Origin of the sequence: Exiguobacterium sp. s80, from assembly GCF_018618725.1 — a bacterium.
Taxonomy (GTDB): Bacteria; Bacillota; Bacilli; order Exiguobacteriales; family Exiguobacteriaceae; genus Exiguobacterium_A; species Exiguobacterium_A oxidotolerans.
In genome coordinates, this window is the sequence record NZ_JACSMP010000004.1 from 1 (window position 1) to 23,743 (window position 23,743).

At 46.1% G+C, this 23,743-nt stretch carries 21 protein-coding genes; 17 read left to right on the plus strand and 4 right to left on the minus strand.

Annotation, left to right across the window (positions count from 1 at the left end; all coding sequences use genetic code 11):
• Together KNP94_RS09175 and KNP94_RS09180 are read right to left on the minus strand one after the other, a co-directional pair.
• Window positions 1-112, minus strand: a 112-nt coding sequence (locus tag KNP94_RS09175; RefSeq protein WP_215115621.1) for a helix-turn-helix domain-containing protein, incomplete at its 3' end; no start/stop codon positions are given.
• A 155-nt stretch (window positions 113-267) separates the two neighbouring features.
• On the minus strand, window positions 268-576 hold the full coding sequence (locus KNP94_RS09180) for a YtpI family protein (RefSeq protein ID WP_088837614.1): 309 nt from the start codon (window positions 574-576) through the stop codon (window positions 268-270).
• Between the two features lie 67 nt (window positions 577-643).
• On the opposite strand from KNP94_RS09180, the gene KNP94_RS09185 reads away from it, so the two are divergent.
• Window positions 644-1,582: a DHH family phosphoesterase gene (locus KNP94_RS09185; protein WP_088837613.1), complete on the plus strand. Its 939-nt coding sequence runs from the start codon at window positions 644-646 to the stop codon at window positions 1,580-1,582.
• A gap of 58 nt (window positions 1,583-1,640) precedes the next feature.
• Here KNP94_RS09185 and KNP94_RS09190 read toward each other — a convergent pair whose 3' ends face one another.
• Complete coding sequence (locus KNP94_RS09190) at window positions 1,641-1,835, minus strand: YtzJ family protein (RefSeq protein WP_214766574.1); 195 nt, start codon at window positions 1,833-1,835, stop codon at window positions 1,641-1,643.
• Between the two features lie 163 nt (window positions 1,836-1,998).
• Between KNP94_RS09190 and dnaE the strand changes: the two genes are divergently transcribed.
• The 11 genes from dnaE to KNP94_RS09245 all read left to right on the plus strand — a co-directional run bounded on the left by dnaE (window position 1,999) and on the right by KNP94_RS09245 (window position 16,156).
• Window positions 1,999-5,169, plus strand: coding sequence for a DNA polymerase III subunit alpha (gene dnaE, locus KNP94_RS09195; protein ID WP_215115591.1), 3,171 nt, complete (start codon window positions 1,999-2,001; stop codon window positions 5,167-5,169).
• Window positions 5,170-5,270: 101 nt separating this feature from the next.
• Window positions 5,271-5,789: a FadR/GntR family transcriptional regulator gene (locus KNP94_RS09200; protein WP_214768727.1), complete on the plus strand. Its 519-nt coding sequence runs from the start codon at window positions 5,271-5,273 to the stop codon at window positions 5,787-5,789.
• A gap of 21 nt (window positions 5,790-5,810) precedes the next feature.
• Window positions 5,811-6,671 (plus strand): acetyl-CoA carboxylase, carboxyltransferase subunit beta, encoded by an 861-nt coding sequence (gene accD / locus KNP94_RS09205; protein WP_088837609.1) that lies wholly within the window; start codon window positions 5,811-5,813, stop codon window positions 6,669-6,671.
• Entirely contained in the window at window positions 6,658-7,593 is a 936-nt protein-coding gene (accA, locus tag KNP94_RS09210; RefSeq protein WP_029331147.1) for an acetyl-CoA carboxylase carboxyl transferase subunit alpha, read from the plus strand. Before accD ends, accA begins: the two co-directional genes overlap by 14 nt.
• A 147-nt stretch (window positions 7,594-7,740) precedes the next feature.
• A complete protein-coding gene (gene pfkA, locus KNP94_RS09215) occupies window positions 7,741-8,709 on the plus strand; it encodes a 6-phosphofructokinase (protein WP_088837608.1) in 969 nt (322 codons plus the stop codon).
• 85 nt (window positions 8,710-8,794) lie between these two features.
• Window positions 8,795-10,543: a pyruvate kinase gene (gene pyk / locus KNP94_RS09220; protein WP_088837607.1), complete on the plus strand. Its 1,749-nt coding sequence runs from the start codon at window positions 8,795-8,797 to the stop codon at window positions 10,541-10,543.
• A gap of 57 nt (window positions 10,544-10,600) precedes the next feature.
• Window positions 10,601-11,071, plus strand: a complete 471-nt coding sequence (locus tag KNP94_RS09225) for a DUF441 domain-containing protein (RefSeq protein WP_029331144.1) — start codon at window positions 10,601-10,603, stop codon at window positions 11,069-11,071.
• 214 nt (window positions 11,072-11,285) lie between these two features.
• A complete protein-coding gene (gene citZ, locus KNP94_RS09230; protein WP_214766566.1) occupies window positions 11,286-12,398 on the plus strand; it encodes a citrate synthase in 1,113 nt (370 codons plus the stop codon).
• A 66-nt stretch (window positions 12,399-12,464) separates the two neighbouring features.
• The gene (gene icd, locus KNP94_RS09235) at window positions 12,465-13,739 is read left to right on the plus strand and encodes an NADP-dependent isocitrate dehydrogenase (RefSeq protein ID WP_029331142.1); all 1,275 of its coding nucleotides are present in this window, start codon (window positions 12,465-12,467) and stop codon (window positions 13,737-13,739) included.
• A 26-nt stretch (window positions 13,740-13,765) separates the two neighbouring features.
• Window positions 13,766-14,698, plus strand: a complete 933-nt coding sequence (mdh, locus tag KNP94_RS09240; RefSeq protein ID WP_214766564.1) for a malate dehydrogenase — start codon at window positions 13,766-13,768, stop codon at window positions 14,696-14,698.
• A gap of 318 nt (window positions 14,699-15,016) precedes the next feature.
• Window positions 15,017-16,156 carry a zinc-dependent alcohol dehydrogenase gene (locus KNP94_RS09245; RefSeq protein ID WP_214766562.1) on the plus strand — a complete coding sequence of 380 codons (1,140 nt, stop codon included), beginning with the start codon at window positions 15,017-15,019 and terminating at the stop codon, window positions 16,154-16,156.
• A 243-nt stretch (window positions 16,157-16,399) separates the two neighbouring features.
• Here KNP94_RS09245 and KNP94_RS09250 read toward each other — a convergent pair whose 3' ends face one another.
• On the minus strand, window positions 16,400-16,825 hold the full coding sequence (locus KNP94_RS09250; protein ID WP_088837603.1) for a divergent PAP2 family protein: 426 nt from the start codon (window positions 16,823-16,825) through the stop codon (window positions 16,400-16,402).
• A 223-nt stretch (window positions 16,826-17,048) separates the two neighbouring features.
• Between KNP94_RS09250 and KNP94_RS09255 the strand changes: the two genes are divergently transcribed.
• The 5 genes from KNP94_RS09255 (at window position 17,049) to coaE (ending at window position 23,733) form a co-directional block, all read left to right on the plus strand.
• Window positions 17,049-17,756: a response regulator transcription factor gene (locus KNP94_RS09255; protein WP_029331139.1), complete on the plus strand. Its 708-nt coding sequence runs from the start codon at window positions 17,049-17,051 to the stop codon at window positions 17,754-17,756.
• Window positions 17,753-19,486 carry a two-component system histidine kinase PnpS gene (gene pnpS / locus KNP94_RS09260; RefSeq protein WP_214802068.1) on the plus strand — a complete coding sequence of 578 codons (1,734 nt, stop codon included), beginning with the start codon at window positions 17,753-17,755 and terminating at the stop codon, window positions 19,484-19,486. The genes KNP94_RS09255 and pnpS overlap by 4 nt, the downstream gene beginning before the upstream one ends.
• 213 nt (window positions 19,487-19,699) lie before the next feature.
• Entirely contained in the window at window positions 19,700-22,294 is a 2,595-nt protein-coding gene (gene polA, locus KNP94_RS09265) for a DNA polymerase I (protein WP_215115592.1), read from the plus strand.
• Between the two features lie 21 nt (window positions 22,295-22,315).
• Window positions 22,316-23,146 (plus strand): DNA-formamidopyrimidine glycosylase, encoded by an 831-nt coding sequence (gene mutM / locus KNP94_RS09270; protein ID WP_215115593.1) that lies wholly within the window; start codon window positions 22,316-22,318, stop codon window positions 23,144-23,146.
• A complete protein-coding gene (coaE, locus tag KNP94_RS09275; RefSeq protein ID WP_214802076.1) occupies window positions 23,143-23,733 on the plus strand; it encodes a dephospho-CoA kinase in 591 nt (196 codons plus the stop codon). Before mutM ends, coaE begins: the two co-directional genes overlap by 4 nt.
• Window positions 23,734-23,743: the final 10 nt, after the last annotated feature.

Here is a 23,743-nt window from a genome sequence, read left to right on the forward strand (position 1 = left end):
TCGCCAAGAAGTGGTTGAAGACGAAGCGCGAACAACCGATCGTCTTCGCGATCAGGATTTCCTGCTCTTTTGTCGGGTAGATTCTGAATGTGTAGGCCTTGTGAGTCAACATGATGTTCACCTCCTTACAACGGATATACCCGAAAGAGAGGGTGGCGATTCATCTCCCACTTTCACTCGGGCTTCACCCGGATCGTTTAGAAGTGGGTGTATTCTCGCCTGATTTTGATAAATGACCAAATAAAAAAGACGGAGGATCCGTCTTTTTTACGATTGTTCCATTTCGCGAACAACATAAGGATAGATTTTTCGATAACGAATGAAACCTGCGATGAATGAGGCGAGACCAACTGCGATTAAAATCGAGCAGACGATTTTCCCCGTCAACGTCGTCAATCCGTCGCCAGACAGAAATTGATTGGCTGCGAACAAGATGACGAATAGGCTGAGCCAAATGCTTGCTTGGGTGTTAAATAAAAATTTCCGATTCGTACTCTTCGTATGGAATGCACGACGCTTAGCGAGTAAATAGCCTCCTAGCGACAAGACGATTAACAAGATTAGAACGAATTGCATGGGGATGACCTTCCTTTCTTTTTCGTATCTGTTTGTATCATATCAATATTTAGAGGAGCTGTGCACTGTGAAAGAACAAATCAGACAATTGATTGAAGACGCATCGACGATTATTATTCATCGGCATGAACGACCGGATCCGGATGCGCTTGGAAGCCAGTTCGGGTTACGTGAAGTCTTGCAGCAACAATTTCCGGAGAAAAAAATCTACGCCGTCGGTGAGATGGCAGACTCCCTATCGTTCATGGGGAAGCTCGACGCAGTGGAACCGAAAATGTATGAAGAAGCACTCGTCGTCATTTTAGATACGGCGAATGAAGCACGAATCGACGGTCATGTTGCGATGACAGGGCGTCACGTCATTAAGATTGATCATCACCCGGACGAAGATGCTTATGCAAAAGTCCAACTCGTCGATCCGACCGTCAGTTCGACATCGGAATTACTTGTCCATCTGTTAAATGACTGGGGATATCCTATCCCGGCGGCAGCGGCGATTCAATTTTATGCAGGAATCGTCGGGGATACAGGACGCTTCCAATTTAGAGGGACGACGAGCAAAACGTTTGCCGTCGCAGCACAACTGCTTGATCTCGAAATCGATACAGACTGGCTCTATCGAAACATGTATCAAACGGAACTCGTTGCACTTCATTTGCAAGGATATGTCTTGCAACATATCCAGTTGACGGATGCAGGCGTCGGTTATGTCGTCTTGACGCAAGAGACGTTAAAACGTTTCGATGCGACGGTCGAACAAGCTTCATTGCTCGTCAATAGTTTTGCCGGCCTTAAAGGAATGAAGAGTTGGGCGTTATTCCTCGAGACGGAAAAAGAGGTCCGCGTGCGCATTCGTTCAAAAGGACCCGTCATCAACGAAGTAGCGAAGGAGTTCCGGGGCGGTGGACATCCGATGGCGTCCGGCGCGACAATCGATCACTTGTCAGAAGTGGATCAAGTCGTCGCCCGTCTCGACGCAGTCGCACGAGACTTCCGCTTCGAATGAAAAGAGGCTGCTCGCTATCATCCAGATTCGGATACATAGCGGACAGCCTTTTGTGGTCTCAGTGCGTCGTTGTCTCTTCTTGCGGAATAAACCAAGTTCCGCGTTCTGTATGGTCTTCGATGACATTGAGTTCTAACTCTTTAACAGACTTCCGAATGCGTTCGGCGATTTCTTCTGTTTCAGTAAAGGCAGTGACACCGAGTTTGAGTTGCTCGACTTTTTCACGGGCAATCTGGCTACGATTTAAAATCATCAGAAACACTCCTTCCTTCCGCGTCATGATATTTCTATACTTATTGTATCGAATATTGAGTAAGAAGGCGATAGTCAGGAGTCGCTAGATATGAATGTTCTGAAAACTTTTACCATGCAAAAACTTATAATGGATGAAAGAAGTAGAAAAGGAGGGAGGAAATATGATGCAATTGAACGTACGAACGGCCTACAGCCCATTGCAGAGTATGATTCGTCTATCACCGTATCTCGACGAGTTGAAGCGAAGGGGAGCCTCAACTGCGGCGATTTGCGAGACGACGCTAACGGGGGTTCCGGCGTTCGTTTCTGAATGTCAAAAACGGGATTTGCTTCCGGTCGTCGGTTATGAACAAGACATGAAGGAAATCGATGAATTCAATATTTTATGGTATGCCAAAACAGGTCGGGGATTACAGATATTATACCGATTAGCCAGTGGACAGGAAACAGAGGAATGCAGCGAATTAATCGCAATCCTTGAGCCGAAACGTCAAGCGACAGAAGATGAAACGCGACTTCGGCGTCAAGTCGTGAATTGGATGGGGTATGCCAAAAATGCGACGGTCTATTTAGGTGTGAAAATGGCGCGCTCGACTGTCGAACGGGACAGCAGGGAGCGTTACCGGGTAGTTGCCCAAGAGTTAGGACTGGAAACCATCCCGATCGATCCCGTCCGCTACTTGCGTCGTGACGACGCAGATGCCTACCAAGCACTCCGGGCGATTGACGAAGGGACGCCGTTTCAAGAACAAAAAGTGAATCGACAAGCACATCTCAAGTCGGATGAGGAATTACGCGAACATTTTACCGAGCACGAACAACGTCTCTTGAAACAGTGGGCGCAGACGCAAGAAACACTTACATTACCGAAACAGTCGAGACCGTTGCCACGTGTCGCGGATGACTCAATGGGGAAACTACGTCAGCTTGCACGCGACGGATTACTGGCACACGGTCTAGTTGATGAGACTGCGGAGGCGAGACTCCGTTACGAACTCGACGTCATCGAAACAACTGGATTTGCTGACTACTTTTTAATCGTCGAGGATTTAGTACGGCATGCGAAAGCGGTCGGCATTCGTGTCGGTCCCGGGCGTGGGTCGGCTGCCGGGTCGCTCGTCAGTTATACATTAGGCATTACGACGGTTGATCCGTTGAAATATGGGTTGCTGTTCGAACGTTTCTTAAACCCAGAACGCATCACGATGCCGGATATCGATATCGATATTGAGGACGAACGCCGCGAGGAGCTACTGGATTATCTCGTTGACCGATATGGTCGAAGTCACGTCGGTCAAATCGGGACGTTGTCGACCCTTGGTGCAAAAGCATCACTTCGAGATGTCGCCCGTGTCCTCGAGTTTTCAAAAGATGAGACGGATGCTGCGGCGAAGCAAATCGCTAAAGAAACGACCTTACAAGGAATCGAACAAAAGCAAAACATCTACCGCTGGTTCTCCGGAAGTGAGAAGCGGCGCCAATTGTTACACCTCGCCCAAGCAATCGAAGGATTGCCAAGACAGCGGTCGATTCATGCAGCCGGTGTCGTCATCGGCTCGGAAGACTTGATTGAGACGACGCCGCTCGATACAGGATCGAGCGAGCGGTTCGTCACCCAATATTTGATGAAAGCACTCGAACAACAAGGTCTCTTGAAAATCGATTTACTAGGACTCAGGAATTTGACGCGTCTTCGACAAATGGAACAGTTGATTCGGCGGGAACGTCCCGATTTTTCGATGGAAGAGCTTCCGGAAGAAGATTCGGCAACCCTGCGTTTATTTGCACGAGGGGATACGGATTATATCTTCCAGTTTGAATCGAACGGGATGAAGCAGACGTTACGTGAAGTCAAACCGACCCGTTTTGAAGATTTAGTCGCGACGATGTCACTCTTTCGGCCGGGGCCGATGAAATTCATCGATCTATATGCGAAACGCAAGGCGGGACAACCTTATCAAACGGTTCATCCGATTTTAGCGGAAGTACTAGAGACGACATATGGTGTCATCGTCTATCAAGAGCAAATCATGGAAATCACGCGTCGGGTCGCCGGATTTACACTGGCGCAGGCAGATTTATTACGGCGGGCGATATCGAAAAAAAATAGTGCGTCGGTCGAATCAGAGAAAGTGCGTTTTTTAGAAGGTGCCGTTCAGAATGGTCTTGCGCAAACGACTGCTGAGACACTGTATAATCAAATCGAACGTTTCGCGGGCTATGGCTTTAACCGGAGTCACGCAGTCGCCTATACGAAGATTAGTTATGCGTTAGGTTATATGAAAGCTCACTATCCACAAGTTTTTTCCCTTGTGTCGATCGATCAACCGGAACGACTCGTCCGGGCGATGCGGGACAAGCGTTTGCCTGCCTTACCACCTGATATTTGGATTTCAGACTATCGTTCGACTTTGGAAGGAAAAGGCATCCGACTCGGGATTCAAGTGTTACGTGGAATATCGGAACGCGATTTTAAAGCTTTGAAAGAAGCAGCGAAATCATCGCGGACAATCACGACGTTACTGACGACCGTCGGCTGGGGAAAAAAAGAACGCGCTAAAATCGAATTGTTACTCTATGGTGGGGCGTTCGACCGCGCGACACATGGCGACCGCGGACTGGCAGAACAAGAAGTCCTTGATTACTTTACGATGGCTTCGAATACACTCTTACCGGACGAATTAGCAAGCCTCGGTAAGCGGGCAACGACAAAAGCCGTCACACGTACTGCGACGGACTGGGCGCGGCTCGAACGTGAAGCACTTGGATTCTGGTTAACCTACTCACCTTTGATGACAGCGATGACACCCCAAGTCGAGACGACGCACTTTCATGATGTTTCAAGCGAGATGGAAGAATCCGTTTACCTTGTGTGTTATATCGAGCAGCTGCGGGAATTTAAGACGAAGCGTGCACAATCAATGGGCGTCATGCAAGCCGTTGATGGGTATTCGAACGAAGAGGTCGTCATTTTCCCGAAACAGTACGACATGTATAAACGATCGTTGTATGTCGGAAACGTGTTGTTGATCGAAGTGAAGGTGCAAGACCGGGCAGGTGAACGGCAGTTCGTGTTAGAGCGGTTGCGTCCGCTTGGTCAAGATGTCTTGTTCATCAAGTTACCTTCTAAAAATGAGCTGGCTCCTCTTGAACGTGTACTTGAAATCGCACCGGGTGACATTCCGGTCGTCGTCCGCTATGCTGACACGAACGAAACAAAGACGTTGCCGGGTTTATATGCGATTCGTCATGAAGAAGAGCTGTTCGCGCAATTACGGATTCAATTTGGTGAAGCGAACATCATCTTAAAAAATGTCCCCCGATCAAACTAGTAGTAGGTAATAAGATTTGTTATAATAAGGGGTAATTGGTCTGACCAATGCCACCTAATTTTATGTAATGACGGGTACGTCAGAAAGGTGGTGCCGTAAAAATGGAGAAAAAGCGAAACGCTTTTGAAATGAACATCGCGGCAATTAAATTGATGATTGAGCAGGATGGATTAGTTCCGGGAGATCGGATCCCATCTGAACGTGAGTTGGCTGATCGACTAGCAATCAGCCGACCGTCCGTCAGGGAAGCATTGCGAACGCTTGCTTATCTCGGAATCATCGAGACGAGACATGGTGGAGGAAGCTTTCTTTTAAATCGTGACGACCATACCTATATTCAAATCATTGCCCAATTTTTAGTGACCGGCGACTCGAAATTTGAAGATTTAGCAGGAACACTTCGCTTACTTGAACAATCTGCTATTGCCCAGTTGGACGATCATACGTTTCTGGAAGAACATCTCGATTCAGATACTGCGTTTCGAGAAACGTTGATCAATACGGTGAAAAATGATTTGTTCGAGCGGATTTGGAGACAAGTGAATGCATTTTATCAAAGTTTTGGTCAAGGGGAACTCTATACGCGAGCGGAACGGGAAGCACTCCTGAAACGCTCTTAGGAACTACAAGGGGGAACTAACGTGCAAGCATTTTTTCGAAAACCTAAAAAGTTCGTGACGTTGACGACGAAAGAGCAACGGGTCGACGTCCCAGTCGGACTGATGACGAAATGTCCAAAATGTAAATTAATCCAATATACGAAACAACTTGAAGCCAACTTGCGTGTCTGTACATGTGGATATCACCATCCTTTGACGGCGCAGGAACGGTTTTCGCAACTATTTGATGACGGTAGCATCACATATTTTGATCTTCCGAACGTAAAAGCAGACCCGCTTCAATTTCAAGATTATCCAGAAAAATTGAAGGGGGATCAAGTGCGGACAGGTCTTGAAGAAGCCATCGTCTGTGGTGTCGGGACGGTGGATGGTTATCCACTCGTTGCGTGTGTGATGGATGCACGCTTTCGGATGGGTTCGATGGGGGCGGCAGTTGGAGCAGCGATTGCAGAAGCAGTCCGGTATGCAACGAAACACCGATTGCCTGTAACGATTTTCTCTGCTTCAGGTGGGGCACGGATGCAAGAAGGCATGGTCAGTTTAATGCAGATGGCGAAGTCGAGTTTATTCCTGAAGCAACATTCGGATGCCGGACTCCTCTACATCTCATGCATGACTCATCCGACGACAGGTGGTGTCTCAGCTAGTTTTGCGATGCTTGGAGACTACAACATTGCAGAGCCGGGTGCGTTGATTGGATTTGCAGGACGACGGATCATCGAACAAACGATTCGAGAAAAATTGCCGGAAGATTTTCAGACGTCGGAATTTCTACTACAAGCGGGTCAACTCGATGATGTCGTATCACGACACGATTTGAAGACCTACTATAAACGAATTCTGATGATGCACGCGGAGGGAACAAATCATGCAACCATTTGATCAACCAGTCATCGCGTTACGCGAGAAAATATTAGAACTTCACGACATGGCGGAAACGCAAGGTCTCGATTTTAAAGAAGAGCTGAATTTGCTCGAAGAACGATTACGTCGATTAGAACTCGATATTTATGGGAATATGAAAGCGTGGAACCGTGTGCAGTTGGCACGTCATCCTGAACGACCGACGACGCTTGATTATGTCGAGCGGATTTGTGACGACTTCATCGAACTTCATGGCGACCGGCATGGATATGATGATGCTGCAATCGTTGGTGGAATCGCGATGCTGAACGGTCGACCTGTAACAATCATCGGCCATCAGCGTGGTAAGGATACGAAGGAAAACATCCGCCGAAACTTTGGAATGCCTCATCCGGAAGGATATCGAAAAGCACTACGACTCATGCAACAAGCCGTGAAGTTCAACCGTCCAATCATTACGTTCATCGATACGAAAGGGGCTTACCCGGGTCGTGCAGCGGAAGAGCGCGGCCAAAGCGAGGCGATCGCGAAAAATCTCTTTGAAATGGCTGGCATGGAAGTGCCGATCATCTCGATCGTCATTGGCGAAGGCGGTTCTGGTGGAGCGCTTGGTATCGGTGTATGTGATGAACTGTTGATGCTCGAAAACTCAACGTACTCTGTCATATCACCTGAAGGTGCAGCTGCTTTGCTTTGGAAAGATGCAAGTCTTGCAGAACAAGCGGCGGAATCAATGCGAATTACTGCACCCGATTTATTGCGTCTAGGGATTGCGGATGCAATCATTCCTGAAGTCATTGGTGGAGCACACTTAGATGTTTCATTACAGGCGGACAAATTAAAAGTTGTACTAGAACAGAAGCTTGCGTATCTTACACAGTTAACATCAGAACAGCTGATTGAGAAGCGCACAGAAAAATATCACCGGATTGGCACATAAGGGGCATGTAATCGCTATCATGGTTGGGATTCCTTATTTCGTGATAGGCTGAACAAACTGTCTGTTCAAGTTTATGCAATCTGCCCTGTTGTAAAACAAGAAAACAACGTGCTATTTTAGATTCAGATTAATAGAGAGGTGATTAACGTGAGTTTAAAACGGATTGCTGTCTTAACAAGTGGTGGAGATGCACCCGGGATGAATGCTGCGGTGCGTGCTGTTACACGTAAAGCAATTTTTCATGGCCTAGAAGTATTTGGTGTCTACAATGGATATCAAGGTTTAATTAATGGAGATCTCGTCCAATTGAACCTTGGGTCAGTTGGGGACATTATTCAGCGTGGAGGAACATTCCTTCGTTCAGCTCGCTGTCCTGAGTTCCGCACAGAAGAAGGACGTGCGAAAGCAGTCGTCAACTTGAAGAAGTTCGAAATTGACGCACTTGTCGTCGTAGGTGGCGACGGGTCGTACCGTGGTGCTCAAAAACTGACGGGACTTGGTTTCCCGACAATCGGTCTTCCGGGAACGATTGATAATGATATTCCAGGAACGGATTATACGATTGGATTTGATACAGCGCTCAATACAGCGCTCGAAGCAATCGATAAAATCCGGGATACGGCATCTTCGCATGAACGGACATATGTCATCGAAGTCATGGGTCGTGATGCTGGAGATATCGCACTCTATGCTGGATTAGCAGGTGGGGCGGAGTCGATTCTTGTTCCAGAGCGTCCAGAAGATTTAAAAGAAGTCCTCGATCGTATTCAAAGTGGTGTCAATCGTGGTAAAAAACACTCGATCGTCATCGTCGCTGAAGGTGCAGGTCGGGCGCAAGATGTTGGGGATCAAATCGCGAAAGAAACAGGGCTTGATACACGCGTTACCGTGTTAGGTCATGTTCAACGTGGAGGAGCGCCAACAGCTGCTGACCGCGTACTTGCGAGCCGGATGGGCGCTTACGCAATCGACATTTTACTTGAAGGTAAACAGGGACGTGTTGTTGGCGTTCGGGGTGGTAAAATGATGGATCTTGATATTGACGAAGCATTAGATGAAAACAAACATGTACTCGATCTTGATATCTTAGAATTGTCGAAACAACTCTCAATCTAATATATCTTTAATACTTGAGGTCATTTTGGTTAGGTTTATTGGCACTGTTGACAAACGGCCAAACATTGTAGGAGGTTTATGGAATATGCGCAGAACTAAAATTGTATGTACGATTGGACCGGCGTCAGAAAAACGTCTTCCAGAAATGATTGAAGCAGGAATGAACGTCGCTCGTTTGAACTTCTCACACGGTGACTATGAAGAACACGGCGCACGAATCACGGATATCCGTCGCGCAGCTGAAGAAGCAAACAAATTAGTAACAATCCTTTTAGATACAAAAGGTCCTGAAATCCGGACGCATACGTTTGAAGAAGGAAAAGCGCTTCTCGTCCGTGGCAAACAAGTCATCGTCGTCAGCGGTGATGCAAATGAAATCGTCGGTACAGCAGATAAATTCTCTGTGACATATGACGGTTTGTATGATGATGTCGAAGTCGGTTCGATGATCATGTTAGACGATGGATTAATCGGACTTCGTGTTGCGGAGAAACTTGCGAACCGTGAACTTCTTTGTGACATCGAAAACGAAGGTATCATCAAAACGAAAAAAGGTGTTAACTTACCGAACGTAAAAGTTAACCTACCTGCTTTGACAGATAAAGATATCGCAGACATCGAGTTCGGAATCAAGAGTGACATCGATTTAATCGCTGCTTCATTCGTCCGTCGTGCGTCTGACGTTGTGGCGATTCGTCAATTACTTGAAAAACACAACGCGAGCCACATCAAAATCTTCCCGAAAATCGAAAACCAAGAAGGTTTCGACAACATCGAAGAAATCATCGCGATTTCAGACGGTTTGATGGTTGCACGTGGTGATCTTGGAATCGAGATTCCGACTGAAGAAGTAACACCAGCTCAAAAAGACCTCATCAAAATTTGTAATCACTATGGTAAACCAGTCATCACAGCAACACAGATGCTTGATTCGATGCAACGTTTCCCACGTCCGACACGTGCCGAAGCATCAGACGTCGCGAATGCGATTCTTGATGGAACGGATGCAATCATGCTTTCAGGCGAAACAGCAGCAGGGGATTACCCGATCGAGTCTGTTCAAATGATGCATACGATTGCGAAGCGGACAGAAAAAATGCTCGACTACAAAAAATTATTGAAAGATCGTCAAACGCGTAGTGAGCACACGGTGACGGATGCAATCGCTCAAGCGGTTACGCATACATCAATCAACTTGGACGCAAAAGCAATCTTGACGCCGACACAATCAGGCTACACGGCATCACGGATTTCAAAATACCGTCCAGAGGCGAACATCGTTGCGGTCACACCAAGCGCGCGTGTTGCGCGTCAGTTGAATATCGTCTGGGGTGTGTACCCAATCGTCGTTGATCATCTCTCGGACAACACGGATGATATGTTGACACTTGCTGCCGATACAGCAAAAGATGCTGGATTCGTCACAGACGGTGACCTCGTCGTCATCTCTGCTGGGATCCCTGCTCTGACTGCCGGTACAACGAACATGTTGAAAATTCATATCGTTGGTAAAGAAATCGCGAACGGTCGCGGAATCGGCGAACGTGGTGTCGTTGGCGAAGTCGTCATCGCGCACACAGCTGAAGAAGCAAACGCGAAAGCAAAAAAAGGTATGATTCTTGTTACGAACTCAACCGATCGTGACATGATGCCTGCAATCGAGTTAGCAGCTGCAATGATCACAGTAGATGGCGGATTGACAAGCCATGCTGGGATCGTAGGTCCTTCACTCGGCAAACCAGTCATCGTCGGTGTTGAAAATGCTTTGACAATCTTTACAGATGGTCAAATGATTTCAATCGATCCATTGACAGGGAAATTGTACAACGCATAATCAATGAAACGGATATGGCGAAAGCCATGTCCGTTTTTTCGAAACATGGGGGTCGTCATGGAAGCCTATCTCTTTTTAATTGGTCTCGTTTTAATCGGAGTTATTGCGCAAAATAAGTCACTCATCATCGCAGCTGCCTTCTTGTTAATCGTCAAAGCGATTGGATTAGATAGTCGCCTCTTCCCATCGTTGCAGGCGAAGGGGATCACCTGGGGCGTGACATTGATCACGGCTGCAATTCTCGTGCCGATTGCGGCAGGGGACATCGGGTTTAAGGAATTGTTAAACAGCATCCGGGGTCATATCGGAATCATTTCATTTTTAGCGGGAATATTCGTCGCAATCGTTGCTGCCCACGGGGTCGGTTTGATGAAGGAAGATCCACTCGTCACAACGGCACTGCTTGCCGGAACAATTCTTGCGGTCGGTTTATTCAGAGGTGTTCCCGTAGGTCCATTGATAGGAGCGGGAATCGCTGCACTCGTCATTGGAATGTGGGATGTTATATCAAAAGCATTTAGTGGCTAAGTGACTTAAATGAACGCAAACGAATTAATTTTTTGATAATAGTATGCAAGTTCGTTCACTTTTTGGTTAATTTTGTTTATACTAAGGACAGAAACAAGATGGTCTATTCAAGAACAAGCGATTCAGCAAGGGGATTTCTTGAGTAGACGTCTTTTTTTCAATACGGAAATGAAAGCGTTTTAAATTTCTGGGGGAAAAAAAGGGGGATTTTTACATGACTCAAACAAAAGGGTTAGAAGGAATCGTCGCGACAGCATCGAAGATTAGTTCGATTATCGATGGTCAGTTGACGTATGGTGGTTATACAATTGATGATTTGGCGGAGCACGCCTCATTTGAAGAAGTCGTCTTCTTACTTTGGAACGATCGTTTGCCAAAAGAAGATGAGTTAAAGCAACTTTCAGAAGCTTTAATTACTGAAGCAGAAGTTGCACCGGCTGTACTTGAGACGTTAAAAGTAGCTCCGAAAACAGCGAATGCGATGGCAGCCATCCGAACTGCTTTATCACAGCTTGCATTGTATGATGAGTCTGCTGAAGATATGTCGACAGAGGCGAACTACGCTAAAGCCATCAAACTCCAAGCACAAATCGCGACGCTCGTAACGGCGTACGCGCGTATCAAGAAGGGGCACGATCCGATTGCACCAAAATCCGGTCTTTCGTACGCTGCGAACTTCCTGTATATGTTGACAGGTGAAGAGCCGACAGAAGTTGCTGAAAAAGCATTCAACCAAGCGCTTGTGCTTCACGCCGACCATGAGTTGAACGCCTCGACGTTCACAGCACGTGTTTGTGTCGCGACACTTTCTGATGTCTATTCAGGTGTGACGGCAGCAATGGGTGCACTTAAAGGTCCACTTCATGGTGGAGCGAACGAAGCGGTCATGAAAATGTTGACTGAAATTGATTCGGTTGAAAAGGTTGACGAGTATGTTCATAATAAACTTAAGAACAAGGAAAAAATCATGGGCTTCGGTCACCGTGTTTATAAAGATGGTGATCCACGCGCGAAGCACCTTCAAGAGATGAGCCGTCAATTGACTGCTCAAATCGGGGAGCCGAAATGGTATGAGATGTCAGTTAAGGTTGACGAAATCGTCCAGTCGGAAAAAGGATTGAAACCAAATGTTGATTTCTATTCTGCTTCTACGTACCATGCACTTGGTCTTGAGACAGAATTGTTTACACCAATCTTTGCTGTTAGTCGGATGTCAGGTTGGTTAGCGCACATTTTAGAGCAATATAGTGACAATCGCCTCATTCGCCCACGCGCAGATTATATTGGTGAAACGCACCGGACATACGTGTCTATGAACGAACGTTAAGCGACGGAGAGGAGCAATCCTCTCCTGCTTTTTGACGTTAACTATTATTCAAGGGGGATTTTACACATGGCTACAATTCAAGGCGAAAACATCACGGTAACAAACGGAACATTGCACGTACCTAACGCTCCAATCATTCCTTTCATCATCGGTGATGGCACTGGACCTGATATCTGGAATGCCGCAGTTCGCGTATTTGACGCTGCAGTCGAAAAAGCATACAACGGCGAAAAGAAAATTGAATGGAAAGAAGTCTATGCAGGCGAAAAAGCATTCAATAAAACAGGTAGCTGGCTTCCGGAAGAAACGCTTGACCTAATCCGTGAGCACATCATCGCAATCAAAGGACCACTCACGACACCAGTCGGTGGTGGAATTCGTTCACTGAACGTTGCCCTTCGTCAAGAACTCGACTTGTACACATGTCTCCGTCCGGTACGTTATTTCACTGGTGTTCCGTCACCTGTTAAACGTCCTGAAGATACTGATATGGTCATCTTCCGTGAAAACACAGAAGACATCTACGCAGGAATCGAATATGCAGAAGGTAGCGAAGGTGCACAAAAATTACTTAACTTCCTCCAAACAGAAATGGGTGTCAACAAAATTCGCTTCCCAGAAACATCGGGTCTCGGAATTAAACCGATTTCAAAAGAAGGTACAGAACGCCTCGTCCGTGCTGCAATCGAATATGCACTCGAAAACAAACGTGCTTCATTGACGCTCGTTCATAAAGGAAACATCATGAAGTTCACAGAAGGTGCTTTCAAAAACTGGGGATACGAGCTTGCTGAGCGTGAATACGCAGAGCATGTCTTCACATGGAACCAGTATGACCGCATCAAAGAAGAAGAAGGTGCTGACGCAGCAAACAAAGCACAATCTGAAGCTGAAGCTGCTGGCAAATTAATCGTCAAAGATTCAATTGCAGATATCTTCTTACAACAAATTCTCACGCGTCCAAAAGAGTTTGATGTCGTTGCGACAATGAACTTAAACGGAGACTACATTTCAGATGCACTTGCAGCACAAGTCGGTGGAATCGGAATTGCTCCTGGAGCAAACATCAACTACATCACAGGACATGCAATCTTCGAAGCAACGCACGGTACTGCACCGAAGTATGCTGGTCTTGACAAAGTAAACCCATCGTCAGTCATTCTTTCAGGAGAAATGATGTTCCGTCACCTTGGCTGGAACGAAGCGGCTGATTTAATCATCAAGTCGATGGAAACATCAATCGAAGAAAAAGTGGTCACATATGACTTCGCACGTCTCATGGATGGCGCGACAGAAGTGAAATGTTCTGAATTCGCGGATGAACTCATCAAAAACATGTAATCTCGGATTAGAGGGGGTATGGGAAGATGAACAAGCGGAAGAAAATTTCAGTCATCGGTAGTGGATTTACGGGAGCGACGACAGCACTTTATCTTGCTCAAAAAGAGCTTGGAGATATCGTACTCGTCGATATGCCGCAACTGGAAGATCCGACAAAAGGCAAAGCACTTGATTTACAGGAAACGGCTCCGATTCAAGGATTTGATTCATGGATTCAAGGAACGTCTGACTACAAGGACATCAGTGACTCAGATATCGTCGTCATTACGGCAGGTATCGCCCGGAAACCGGGAATGAGTCGGGAAGACTTAGTCAGCACGAATGCAACTGTCATGAAATCGGTGACAAAAGAAATCGTTCGCCATGCACCGGAATCGATCATTATCGTGTTGACGAATCCGGTTGATGCGATGACGTATACAGTCTTTCAGGAGTCAGGATTTCCGAAAGAGCGGGTCATCGGTCAATCGGGTGTACTCGATACGGCACGGTTCCGGACGTTCATCGCTATGGAATTGAACGTCTCCGTTAAGGATGTCTCAGGATTTGTCCTCGGCGGACACGGTGATGACATGGTACCGTTACTTCGCTATTCACAGGCCGGTGGTATTCCGGTCGAGAAACTCATTTCTTCCGATCGCCTCGCGGCAATCGTTGAACGGACACGCAAAGGGGGCGGAGAAATCGTCCAGTTACTTGGAAACGGCTCTGCCTACTATGCGCCAGCAGCTGCCATCGTTGAGATGGTAGAGGCAATCCTAAAAGATCAGCGACGGATTTTACCAGCCATCGCGTATCTTGAAGGAGAGTATGGCTATCACGATCTATACTTTGGGGTTCCGACGATCATCGGTGGGAATGGTCTCGAACAGATTATCGAGCTTGAGTTGACAGAAGACGAACAAAAATCGCTTGACCGTTCGGCGGAGACCGTTCGATCTGTCCTGACGATTTTATGAATGTGAAATTACAACACCACGCCTTTCTAGACAGTCTTGACTGTTTCGGGAAGGCGTGGTGTTTGCGTTAAAAGGAATGTAGCTGCCTTAGTAGGAACGTAAAATTTTGAACGGAGGATGTCATATCGTTCCTCAATCAGAATAATTTCAGACTTTATAAATCGTTCGCATATATTGAGTATATGTACAATCAGGCATTAGAAATTTTAAGGAACATATCAAACGAATACAAGGAATGTGTATTAATATTTTTTTAGTAGGGTATAAATGGAAGGTACGTTCATTGCATATTATTTCTCAGTAAAGGGAGGAAACAACATGCGGGCTGTAACCTATCAAGGGGCAAAGAATATTGAAGTAAAAAATGTAGCAGATCCATCGATTGAAAAGAATGATGACATTATTGTTAAAATTACATCGACAGCAATATGCGGTTCGGATTTACACATTTACCAAGGAACGATGCCGGCAAAAAAAGACTATGTCATCGGTCATGAGCCAATGGGAATTGTTGAAGAAGTAGGTCCTGAAGTAACAAAGGTAAAACGAGGAGACAGAGTCGTTTTACCATTTAACGTTGCTTGTGGTCATTGTTTCTTTTGCGAGCATGATATGGAAAGTCAATGTGATAATTCGAATGGGAATCCTCACGTTGATACAGGTGGATACTTTGGATTTACGGAAACGTTTGGTGACCATCCCGGTGGTCAGGCGGAATATTTAAAAGTGCCTTACGGAAACTTCATGCCACTCGTTATTCCTGAATCATGTGAGTTAGAAGATGAGGCTCTACTCTTTTTATCCGATGTTATTCCAACTGCATATTGGAGTGTTGTGAATAGTGGAGTGAAAAAAGGTGATACCGTCGTAATTCTCGGATCCGGTCCGGTCGGATTAATGACTCAAAAATTTGCGTGGTTGCAGGGTGCGAAGCGAGTGATCGCTGTTGATCAACAAGTGTATCGCTTAAATCATGCGAAGATGACAAACCATGTCGAGACTGTAAATCTACAAGATCATCAAGAAACTGGACAGTATATAAAAGAGTTGACGCAAGGTGGAGCAGATGTTGTCATTGATTGTGTTGGACTGGATGGAAAAATGTCTTCGCTTGAAAAGGTTGAACAAAAAATTGGATTGCAGGGCGGAACGTTGAGTGCCATCAATATTGCAAAAGATGCAGTTCGTAAGTTCGGAACCGTTCAATTAACAGGTGTGTATGCAGAAAAATACAATCAGTTCCCGCTTGGCGATTTTTTCACGCGAAATATTACGTTGAAGATGGGACAGGCACCGGTTGTCCATTTGATGCCGGGGTTATTTCAAAAAATTATTAATCGGGAGTTCGACCCGACTGATATTATTACACACAAGGTTGGTATAGAAGACGCCGCACAAGCTTATAAAACCTTTAATAATCACGAAGACGGTTGCATTAAGGTGATACTAAAACCATAAGTACCCATTTTGATGGGCATTTCCAACAATCATTTTTTTGTGAGAGATATCCTCGCTTTTAGTCAGCTATTTAGGTTATAGAAAATTTGTTACGAAGATGGAGAATTTTCTATGGAAGATTGTCTTTCCGTTTTATCTAAAAACTGAGCACTCCTTCAGAAAGAAGGAGTGCTCAGTTTTTGTTTTAATGTTGAGTTTGGTATTCAATTTTTGAAGAATTCTCCAACATTCCTGTACTTTGAATTAAAAGAAAAGGACGGGCCATAGGAAACCGACTGCTAAACCAAGCAACATGCCGACGAATACTTGGAATTCCGTGTGTCCGACTAATTCGTTTAATAGTGGCGTGTCATGACGGATTCCCTTGAAGTAGTCATTCAGTAGTTTTGCCTGTAACCCAACAGCCTGCCTGACGCCTGTCGCGTCATACATGATGATGACTGCAAAGATGGTCGCGAGAGCGAACAGCGACGAACCGAAGCCTTCTTGGAAGCCGATGACGACGGCGAGGGCGACGACGGTCGAACTATGTGAACTTGGCATGCCGCCTGACGCGAACATGATTTCAAGATCAAAAGTTTTATTCTTGATGACACCTGTGACGAGTTTTGCGGCTTGTGCGATAAACCATGCGGTAAATGCAGCGAGTAAAGGGCTATTCCATTCCATGTCTATTCCTCCAGATTCATTGACGATACAGTATTGTTTCCCGAATTGATGGGCTTTTACACGGAAATCTGACTTTCGACGTAGCTTGACCTTAAAGATTGTGTAAAGAAAGGTAAGAAAGATTTGTGATTCAGTAGGAAAAGTCGTTAAGATGAAGACAGAAGAAGTGGATTCCAATGAATTCCGCATTCGAAGATGAGATTTGCCGAGGAGGCCGACTGTTTTGAAAGATAAAATAATTGTTGTTGATGACGAACTCTCGATCGCTACACTTTTGAAATTCAATCTAGAACAAGCTGGCTTTATTGTAGAGACTGCCCACGATGGCATGTCCGGTTTAAAATTAGCGGAAAAGCAAGATGCCGCATTGATTGTACTCGATTTAATGCTACCGGAACTGGATGGACTTGAAGTCTGTAAACGACTTCGCCAACAAAAAATCAACACGCCAATCTTGATGTTGACGGCAAAAGATGACGAATTTGATAAAGTGCTGGGACTTGAACTCGGAGCAGACGATTATTTGACGAAACCGTTTAGTCCGCGCGAAGTCGTAGCCCGTGTCAAGGCGATTCTTCGCCGAATGAATCAGCAAGTCGCGACGGAAGAAACGACGGATGGGACGATCTTAATCGGGGACGTCAAAATCGTTCCGGATAACTATGAAGCGTTCAAAGCAGAGGAACGCCTAGAGCTCACACCAAAAGAGTTCGAGTTGCTCGTTTACCTCGCTAAAAATAAAGGTCGGGTTTTGACACGTGATCAACTCCTATCTGCGATTTGGAACTATGATTTCGTCGGAGATACGCGAATTGTCGATGTGCATATCAGTCACGTACGTGAAAAGATTGAACCGAATACGAAAAAACCGATCTATATTAAAACAATCCGTGGGCTCGGATATAAGATGGAGGAGCCGAAAGTGGAATGAGCAAATACCGAAAACGATTCATACTAAAAATGTTGTCCTTCATCAGTCTTGTGCTGATTGCGCTTGGTTTTTTGTTAGGACAATCGTTTAAAGAGTTTTATGTGAATAACGAAAAAGAAAAGTTGATGGATGAAACATCACTCGTTGAAACGATTTTACAAGGTCGATCGTTAGAAGAGATGGCTGCGTATGTCGACCAATTGTACGCAGAATCGCATTTCGATATGATTTTATTTAACTCACGGGGAGAAATCATTGCCGGGACACCTGTTGATGTTACGAAATTAAATGTGCGGGCAATCAATTTCTCAGCGATTCCGATGGATGGGACGTTCGAATCGAAGACCGATGATACGAGTCTCCAGTTCACGAAACCTGTCCAGACAGCTAGTGGAAATGAAGTGTACCTCAGCTTGATTCGTTATACGAAAGACTTAGATGTCATCTACTCACGCATTTGGACGGTGATCGTTCTTTCGCTCATCGTCTCCTTGTTTATGATTTTCTTTACCGTCTACAGCTCGACGAAACGGTTCTTACGTCCTGTAGCGGAAGCGACGGAAGTTTTGCGTGAACTATCGCACGGAAACTATAAATCCCGTGTCTATGAGTTAAATTCACCAGATGAATCAAGGGACTTAGGGAAGTCGATCAATTTACTCGCACGCAACTTAGAAAATGCTTCGTCCGGTGAAGCGATGCAACGCGCGCGACTTGAGTCGTTGATTGAATACATGGGTGCCGGTCTGATGTTGATTGATGAAAAAGGCTACGTTCTCCTCGTCAATCGGACGTATCGGGAAATGTTCAACATTCATGGTAAATCAAATGGTCAACTGTATTATCGTGTGTTGCCAAATGAGAAAATGAGTCAAGTCATTGAAGATGTTTACTTGACGGAAAAACCGAACCGGAAACAATCGAGTGTCCGCTTTGGAATCAATAGTCGGACGTTCATGGTCAGTGCGGCACCAATCTTCGGTAAGAATGGCCGTGTCCAAGGTACGACCGTCGTTTTCAATGACATCACGGAAATCAAGAAGCTGGAGCAGATGCGGAAAGACTTCGTCGCAAATGTTAGTCACGAGTTAAAGACACCATTAACGTCGATTAAAGGATTTGCGGAAACCTTGCTTGACGGTGCGCAAGACGTACCGGAAATCCGCGAACAATTTTTGAATATCATTCACGATGAGTCTGAGCGGATGCAGACATTAGTAGAGGACTTGTTGGAGTTATCGCGTCTTGAACAAGATAACTATCAACTTGAGACGACGATTGTCGATGTGACGAGTCTGATTAACGAGACAGAGGCGTTGCTGCATCATAAGGCGCAAGAAAAAGAGATGACGATCCATATCGAGACGGAAGAGGAAGTCTTCATCCGGGCAGACTTGAATCGGTTGAAACAAGTCGTCGTCAACCTAGTTGCCAATGCTTTGAATTATACGCCGAATGGTGGGAATGTCTGGGTCAGCCTAGAAGACGGGGAAGAGATGGTCACGCTCCAAATCAAGGATGACGGGATCGGAATACATCCGAAAGAAACGCAACGGATTTTCGAACGTTTCTATCGGATTGACAAAGCGAGAAGTCGTAATTCAGGTGGGACAGGGTTAGGTCTTGCCATCGTCAAACACATCATCGATTTGCATCATGGAACGATTGATGTCGAGTCGGAGGAGCAACAAGGAACGACCTTTACGATACGTTTACCGAAAAAAGGCTGAACTTCACCGTGAGTTCATATTCTCTTTACAGAGCGATTGTATGCTAAAGATACCTTCTTCATCATCTGTGGAACGACTGGTTCAGCTCCCATGTCGTACACCACAAGGCGATTGGCTTCACAGCCAATCGTCTTTTTTTATGGCGTTTTTAGCGAACAAATGTGTGTAGAGTGATACAATAAGAACAGAAATTCTTCCAAAGGAGCGGAGACGATGGAAAACAAACTTTTATTGATTGACGGAAACTCACTAACGTATCGTGCCTTTTTTGCCTTGCCGCCGATGACGGACGCACAAGGACGTAACACGAACGCCGCTTACGGCTTTACGATGATGTTACTTAAATTACTTGAAGAGGAGCAACCGACGCATATGTTAGTCGCGTTTGATGCTTCGAGCGAAACGTTCCGCCACGATGTGTACCAAGAATACAAGGGAAGTCGGGAAAAGACGCCGTCTGAACTACGGGAGCAGTTCCCGATTGTACGTGATATTTGTGAAGCGCTCGGTATTCAAATGATGGAGCTTCATCGTTATGAAGCAGATGATTTGATTGGAACCCTAGCGCGGACGATGCCGGCAGACCGGATACGGATCGTCACGGGTGATAAAGATTTACTTCAACTCGTCACCGATCAAGTCGAGGTATTGATCACGAAGCGCGGTATCACGGACGTTCAGTGTATGACGGAAGACTTATTTGCCGAGACGTACGGTGGACTGAAGCCGATTCAAATGATTGATTTAAAAGGGCTGATGGGCGATAAATCGGATAACATTCCCGGGATTCCTGGCATCGGCGAAAAAACAGCGATTAAATTAATTTCTGCGTATGGTTCAGTCGAAGGACTGTATGAGCATGTCGAAGACTTAAAAGGAAAACAAAAAGAGAAGGTCATGGCGAACGAAGACCTTGCCCGGTTGTCGAAAGAACTTGCGACAATCAAACTCGATGTCCCGCTCGACGTCACGTTGCCTGATTTACAAATCAGTGATGTCGACACACAAGTACCGTATTCGTTATTCCAATCGCTCGGGTTTAAATCGTTAACGAATCGTTTTGCTCCTGTCATCAAGGAAGAGGACAAGGAACAATTGAACGTCGAGACGATTACGACACTTCCTTCAGACGTGCAGGATGCTGTCCTCGTCGTCGAGCAGTTGCGCGAAGACTATATGGAAGAAGACATCATCGGTTTTAGTATCGCGACACCGAATCAAATTTATGTCGCTTCTCGTGAATTGGTCGAGGATCCTGCTTTTCGCGAATGGATCGAGTCGGACCATCAAAAAATCTGTCTCGATGCGAAACAAGCTGCTTTTGCGTTACGGAAACATGGTTTAAAACTGCAAGCCTTCGATGACTTGTTACTCGCTGGATACTTATTGAACTTGAGCGGTGGGACGACACTTGCGTCGATTGCCGGTCATTATGCGATGATGGCGCCGAGTGAAGAAGCAGTCCTTGGAAAAGGTGCAAAGCGTAGCGTGCCGACAGACGAACTGTTGCATCCTTATTTGGCAGAAAAAGCACGGATGATTGAGCGGTTGTTCCCGAAAGTACAAGAAGAGCTCAAAGCGAACCAACAATTCGAATTGTATGAAACGCTCGAACGTCCTTTGTCAGGTGTGCTTGCTGAAATGGAGTGGACCGGCATCCGTGTTGATGTCGCGACGTTGCAAGAGATGCAACATGATCTTGCAGGACGCTTAACGGATCTTGAGGAATTGATTTATGGTCAAGCGGGTGAAGCGTTCAATATCAACTCACCGAAACAACTTGGCGTCATCCTGTTCGAAAAACTCGAACTTCCTGCCTTTAAGAAAACGAAGACGGGTTATTCGACGGCAGCAGATGTCTTAGAGAAGTTAAGACCACTCCATCCGGTCATCGATCACATCATGCTATATCGTGAACTGCAAAAACTCCAATCGACGTACGTCGAAGGTTTACAAAAAGTCATCAAAGAAGATGGGAAAATCCATACCCGGTTCGCTCAGACGATTGCCCAAACAGGACGACTCAGTTCCGTTAACCCGAACCTGCAAAATATTCCTGTCCGGATTGAAGAGGGACGTAAGATTCGTAAAGCGTTTGTTCCGAGTCAAGCCGGATGGTCACTGTACGCTGCCGACTACTCACAAATTGAGTTGCGTGTCATGGCGCATATGTCGGAAGATAAAACGCTGGTCGATGCATTCCTGCACGACGCTGACATTCATACGCAAACAGCGAGTAGTGTTTTTTCGGTCGATCCGGGTGATGTGACAGGAAACATGCGTCGCCAAGCGAAGGCTGTCAACTTCGGAATCATTTACGGTATCAGTGATTACGGACTCTCACAAAATTTGAACATCAGTCGGAAAGAAGCACAAGACTTCATCGATCGTTATTTTGAGTTGTTCCCGCAAATCAAGTTATTCATGGATGCTGCAATCGAGAAAGCACGCGCGAATGGATTCGTCGAGACATTGATGAACCGGCGTCGTAACATCCCGGACATCAATTCGAAGAACTTTAACTTACGTGGTTTTGCAGAACGGACGGCAATCAATACACCGATTCAAGGATCGGCGGCAGATATCATCAAAAAAGCGATGCTCGATGTCCATGCTGCGCTTGAAGCGTCACCACTCAAGGCGCGTTTATTGCTTCAAGTACATGATGAATTGATATTTGAAGCACCAGACGAAGAACTGGACGCTTTAAAAGCACTCGTCAAACAAGCGATGGAGCAGACGGTCGAATTGTCAGTGCCGTTACGCGTTGACGGGGATGCGGGGCATTCATGGTACGAAACGAAATAATCTGTTAGAGGAGGAGCTAGTTTGCCTGAATTACCTGAAGTCGAGACCGTCAGACGCAATCTGGAGCGGACGGTCTCTGGAAAAACGATTTCTTCTGTGAAGGTCTTCCATCCGAAGATGATCCGGGGAATGGAAGTTGCACCGTTTGTCGACGCTTTGAAGCAAGAGCGGATCGAACGGGTCGAACGGCGTGGGAAATTTCTTTTATTTGCATTTGAACAGTTTTATCTCGTCAGTCATTTACGAATGGAAGGGAAGTATTTTCCGTATCCCCAAGCGATTGAAAAAGATAAGCATACTCATGTCATCTTTCGATTCACAGACGGCTCAGAGTTGCATTATAACGACGTCCGAAAGTTCGGGACGATGGAGCTGCGGGAAAAAGCGACCGTGATGCAGGTCCCACCACTTGCCCAACTCGAGCGGGAACCGTTTGATCCGACGTTCACGGCGGAAGTCTTAGCCGAAAATCTAATTCGCAAAAAACGCAGCCCAATCAAGACAGCATTGCTCGATCAATCGATCTTTTTAGGACTTGGGAACATCTATGTCGATGAGACGTTGTTCGCGGCACGGGTTCATCCGTTAACGAAAGCAGGGGCCTTGACGCTTGACGATATTTCGCGGATTCACGTCTCAGGTGTCGATGTCTTACAAAAAGCCGTCGAAAGTGGCGGCAGTACGATTCGAAGTTATGTCTCGCCATCCGGAAAAGGGGAGTTTCAACTGCAACTTGCTGTGTATGGTCAAACAGGTGTCCCGTGTCCGCGTTGCGGGACAGCGATTGAAAAAATCAAGGTTGGTGGACGTGGGACACACTTCTGCCCGAACTGTCAGCAGGTCGCGTTATGAGAATCGGTTTGACGGGAGGAATCGCGACGGGAAAGAGTACCGTCGCGACGTATCTACAAACGAATGGGATTCCGGTCATCGATGCTGATTTGATCGCGCGGGAAGTCATGGAACCGGATGGAACGGCTTATCAAGATGTGAAAGCTGCCTTTCCGGAAGCATTTGAAGAGGGGATATTAATCCGAGCCAAGCTTGGTGAAATTATTTTTCACGATAGTGAAAAACGGAATTTACTGAATGAGTTGATGCATCCGAAGATTCGACAACAGATGCTCGCCCGGGCAGACGAATTGGAACAGCAAGAAGAATCTTTAGTGGTTTTTGATATCCCGCTTTTATTAGAAGGAGATTGGAAACAGCTTGTCGATCAAGTCGTGGTCGTCTATTGTAACGCTTCTCTACAATTGGATCGCTTGATGAAACGCAATCAAATGTCACGGGAGGAAGCGCAATCACGTGTGCAATCTCAACTCGATATTGAACAGAAACGTCTCCTCGCTGACTATGTGTTGGTCAACGAAGGAACAGTCGAAGCGTTATACCGACAAATCGATCAGTGGTTAAAAACGTTACCTGTCACGCGTTGAGGTTTGGAGC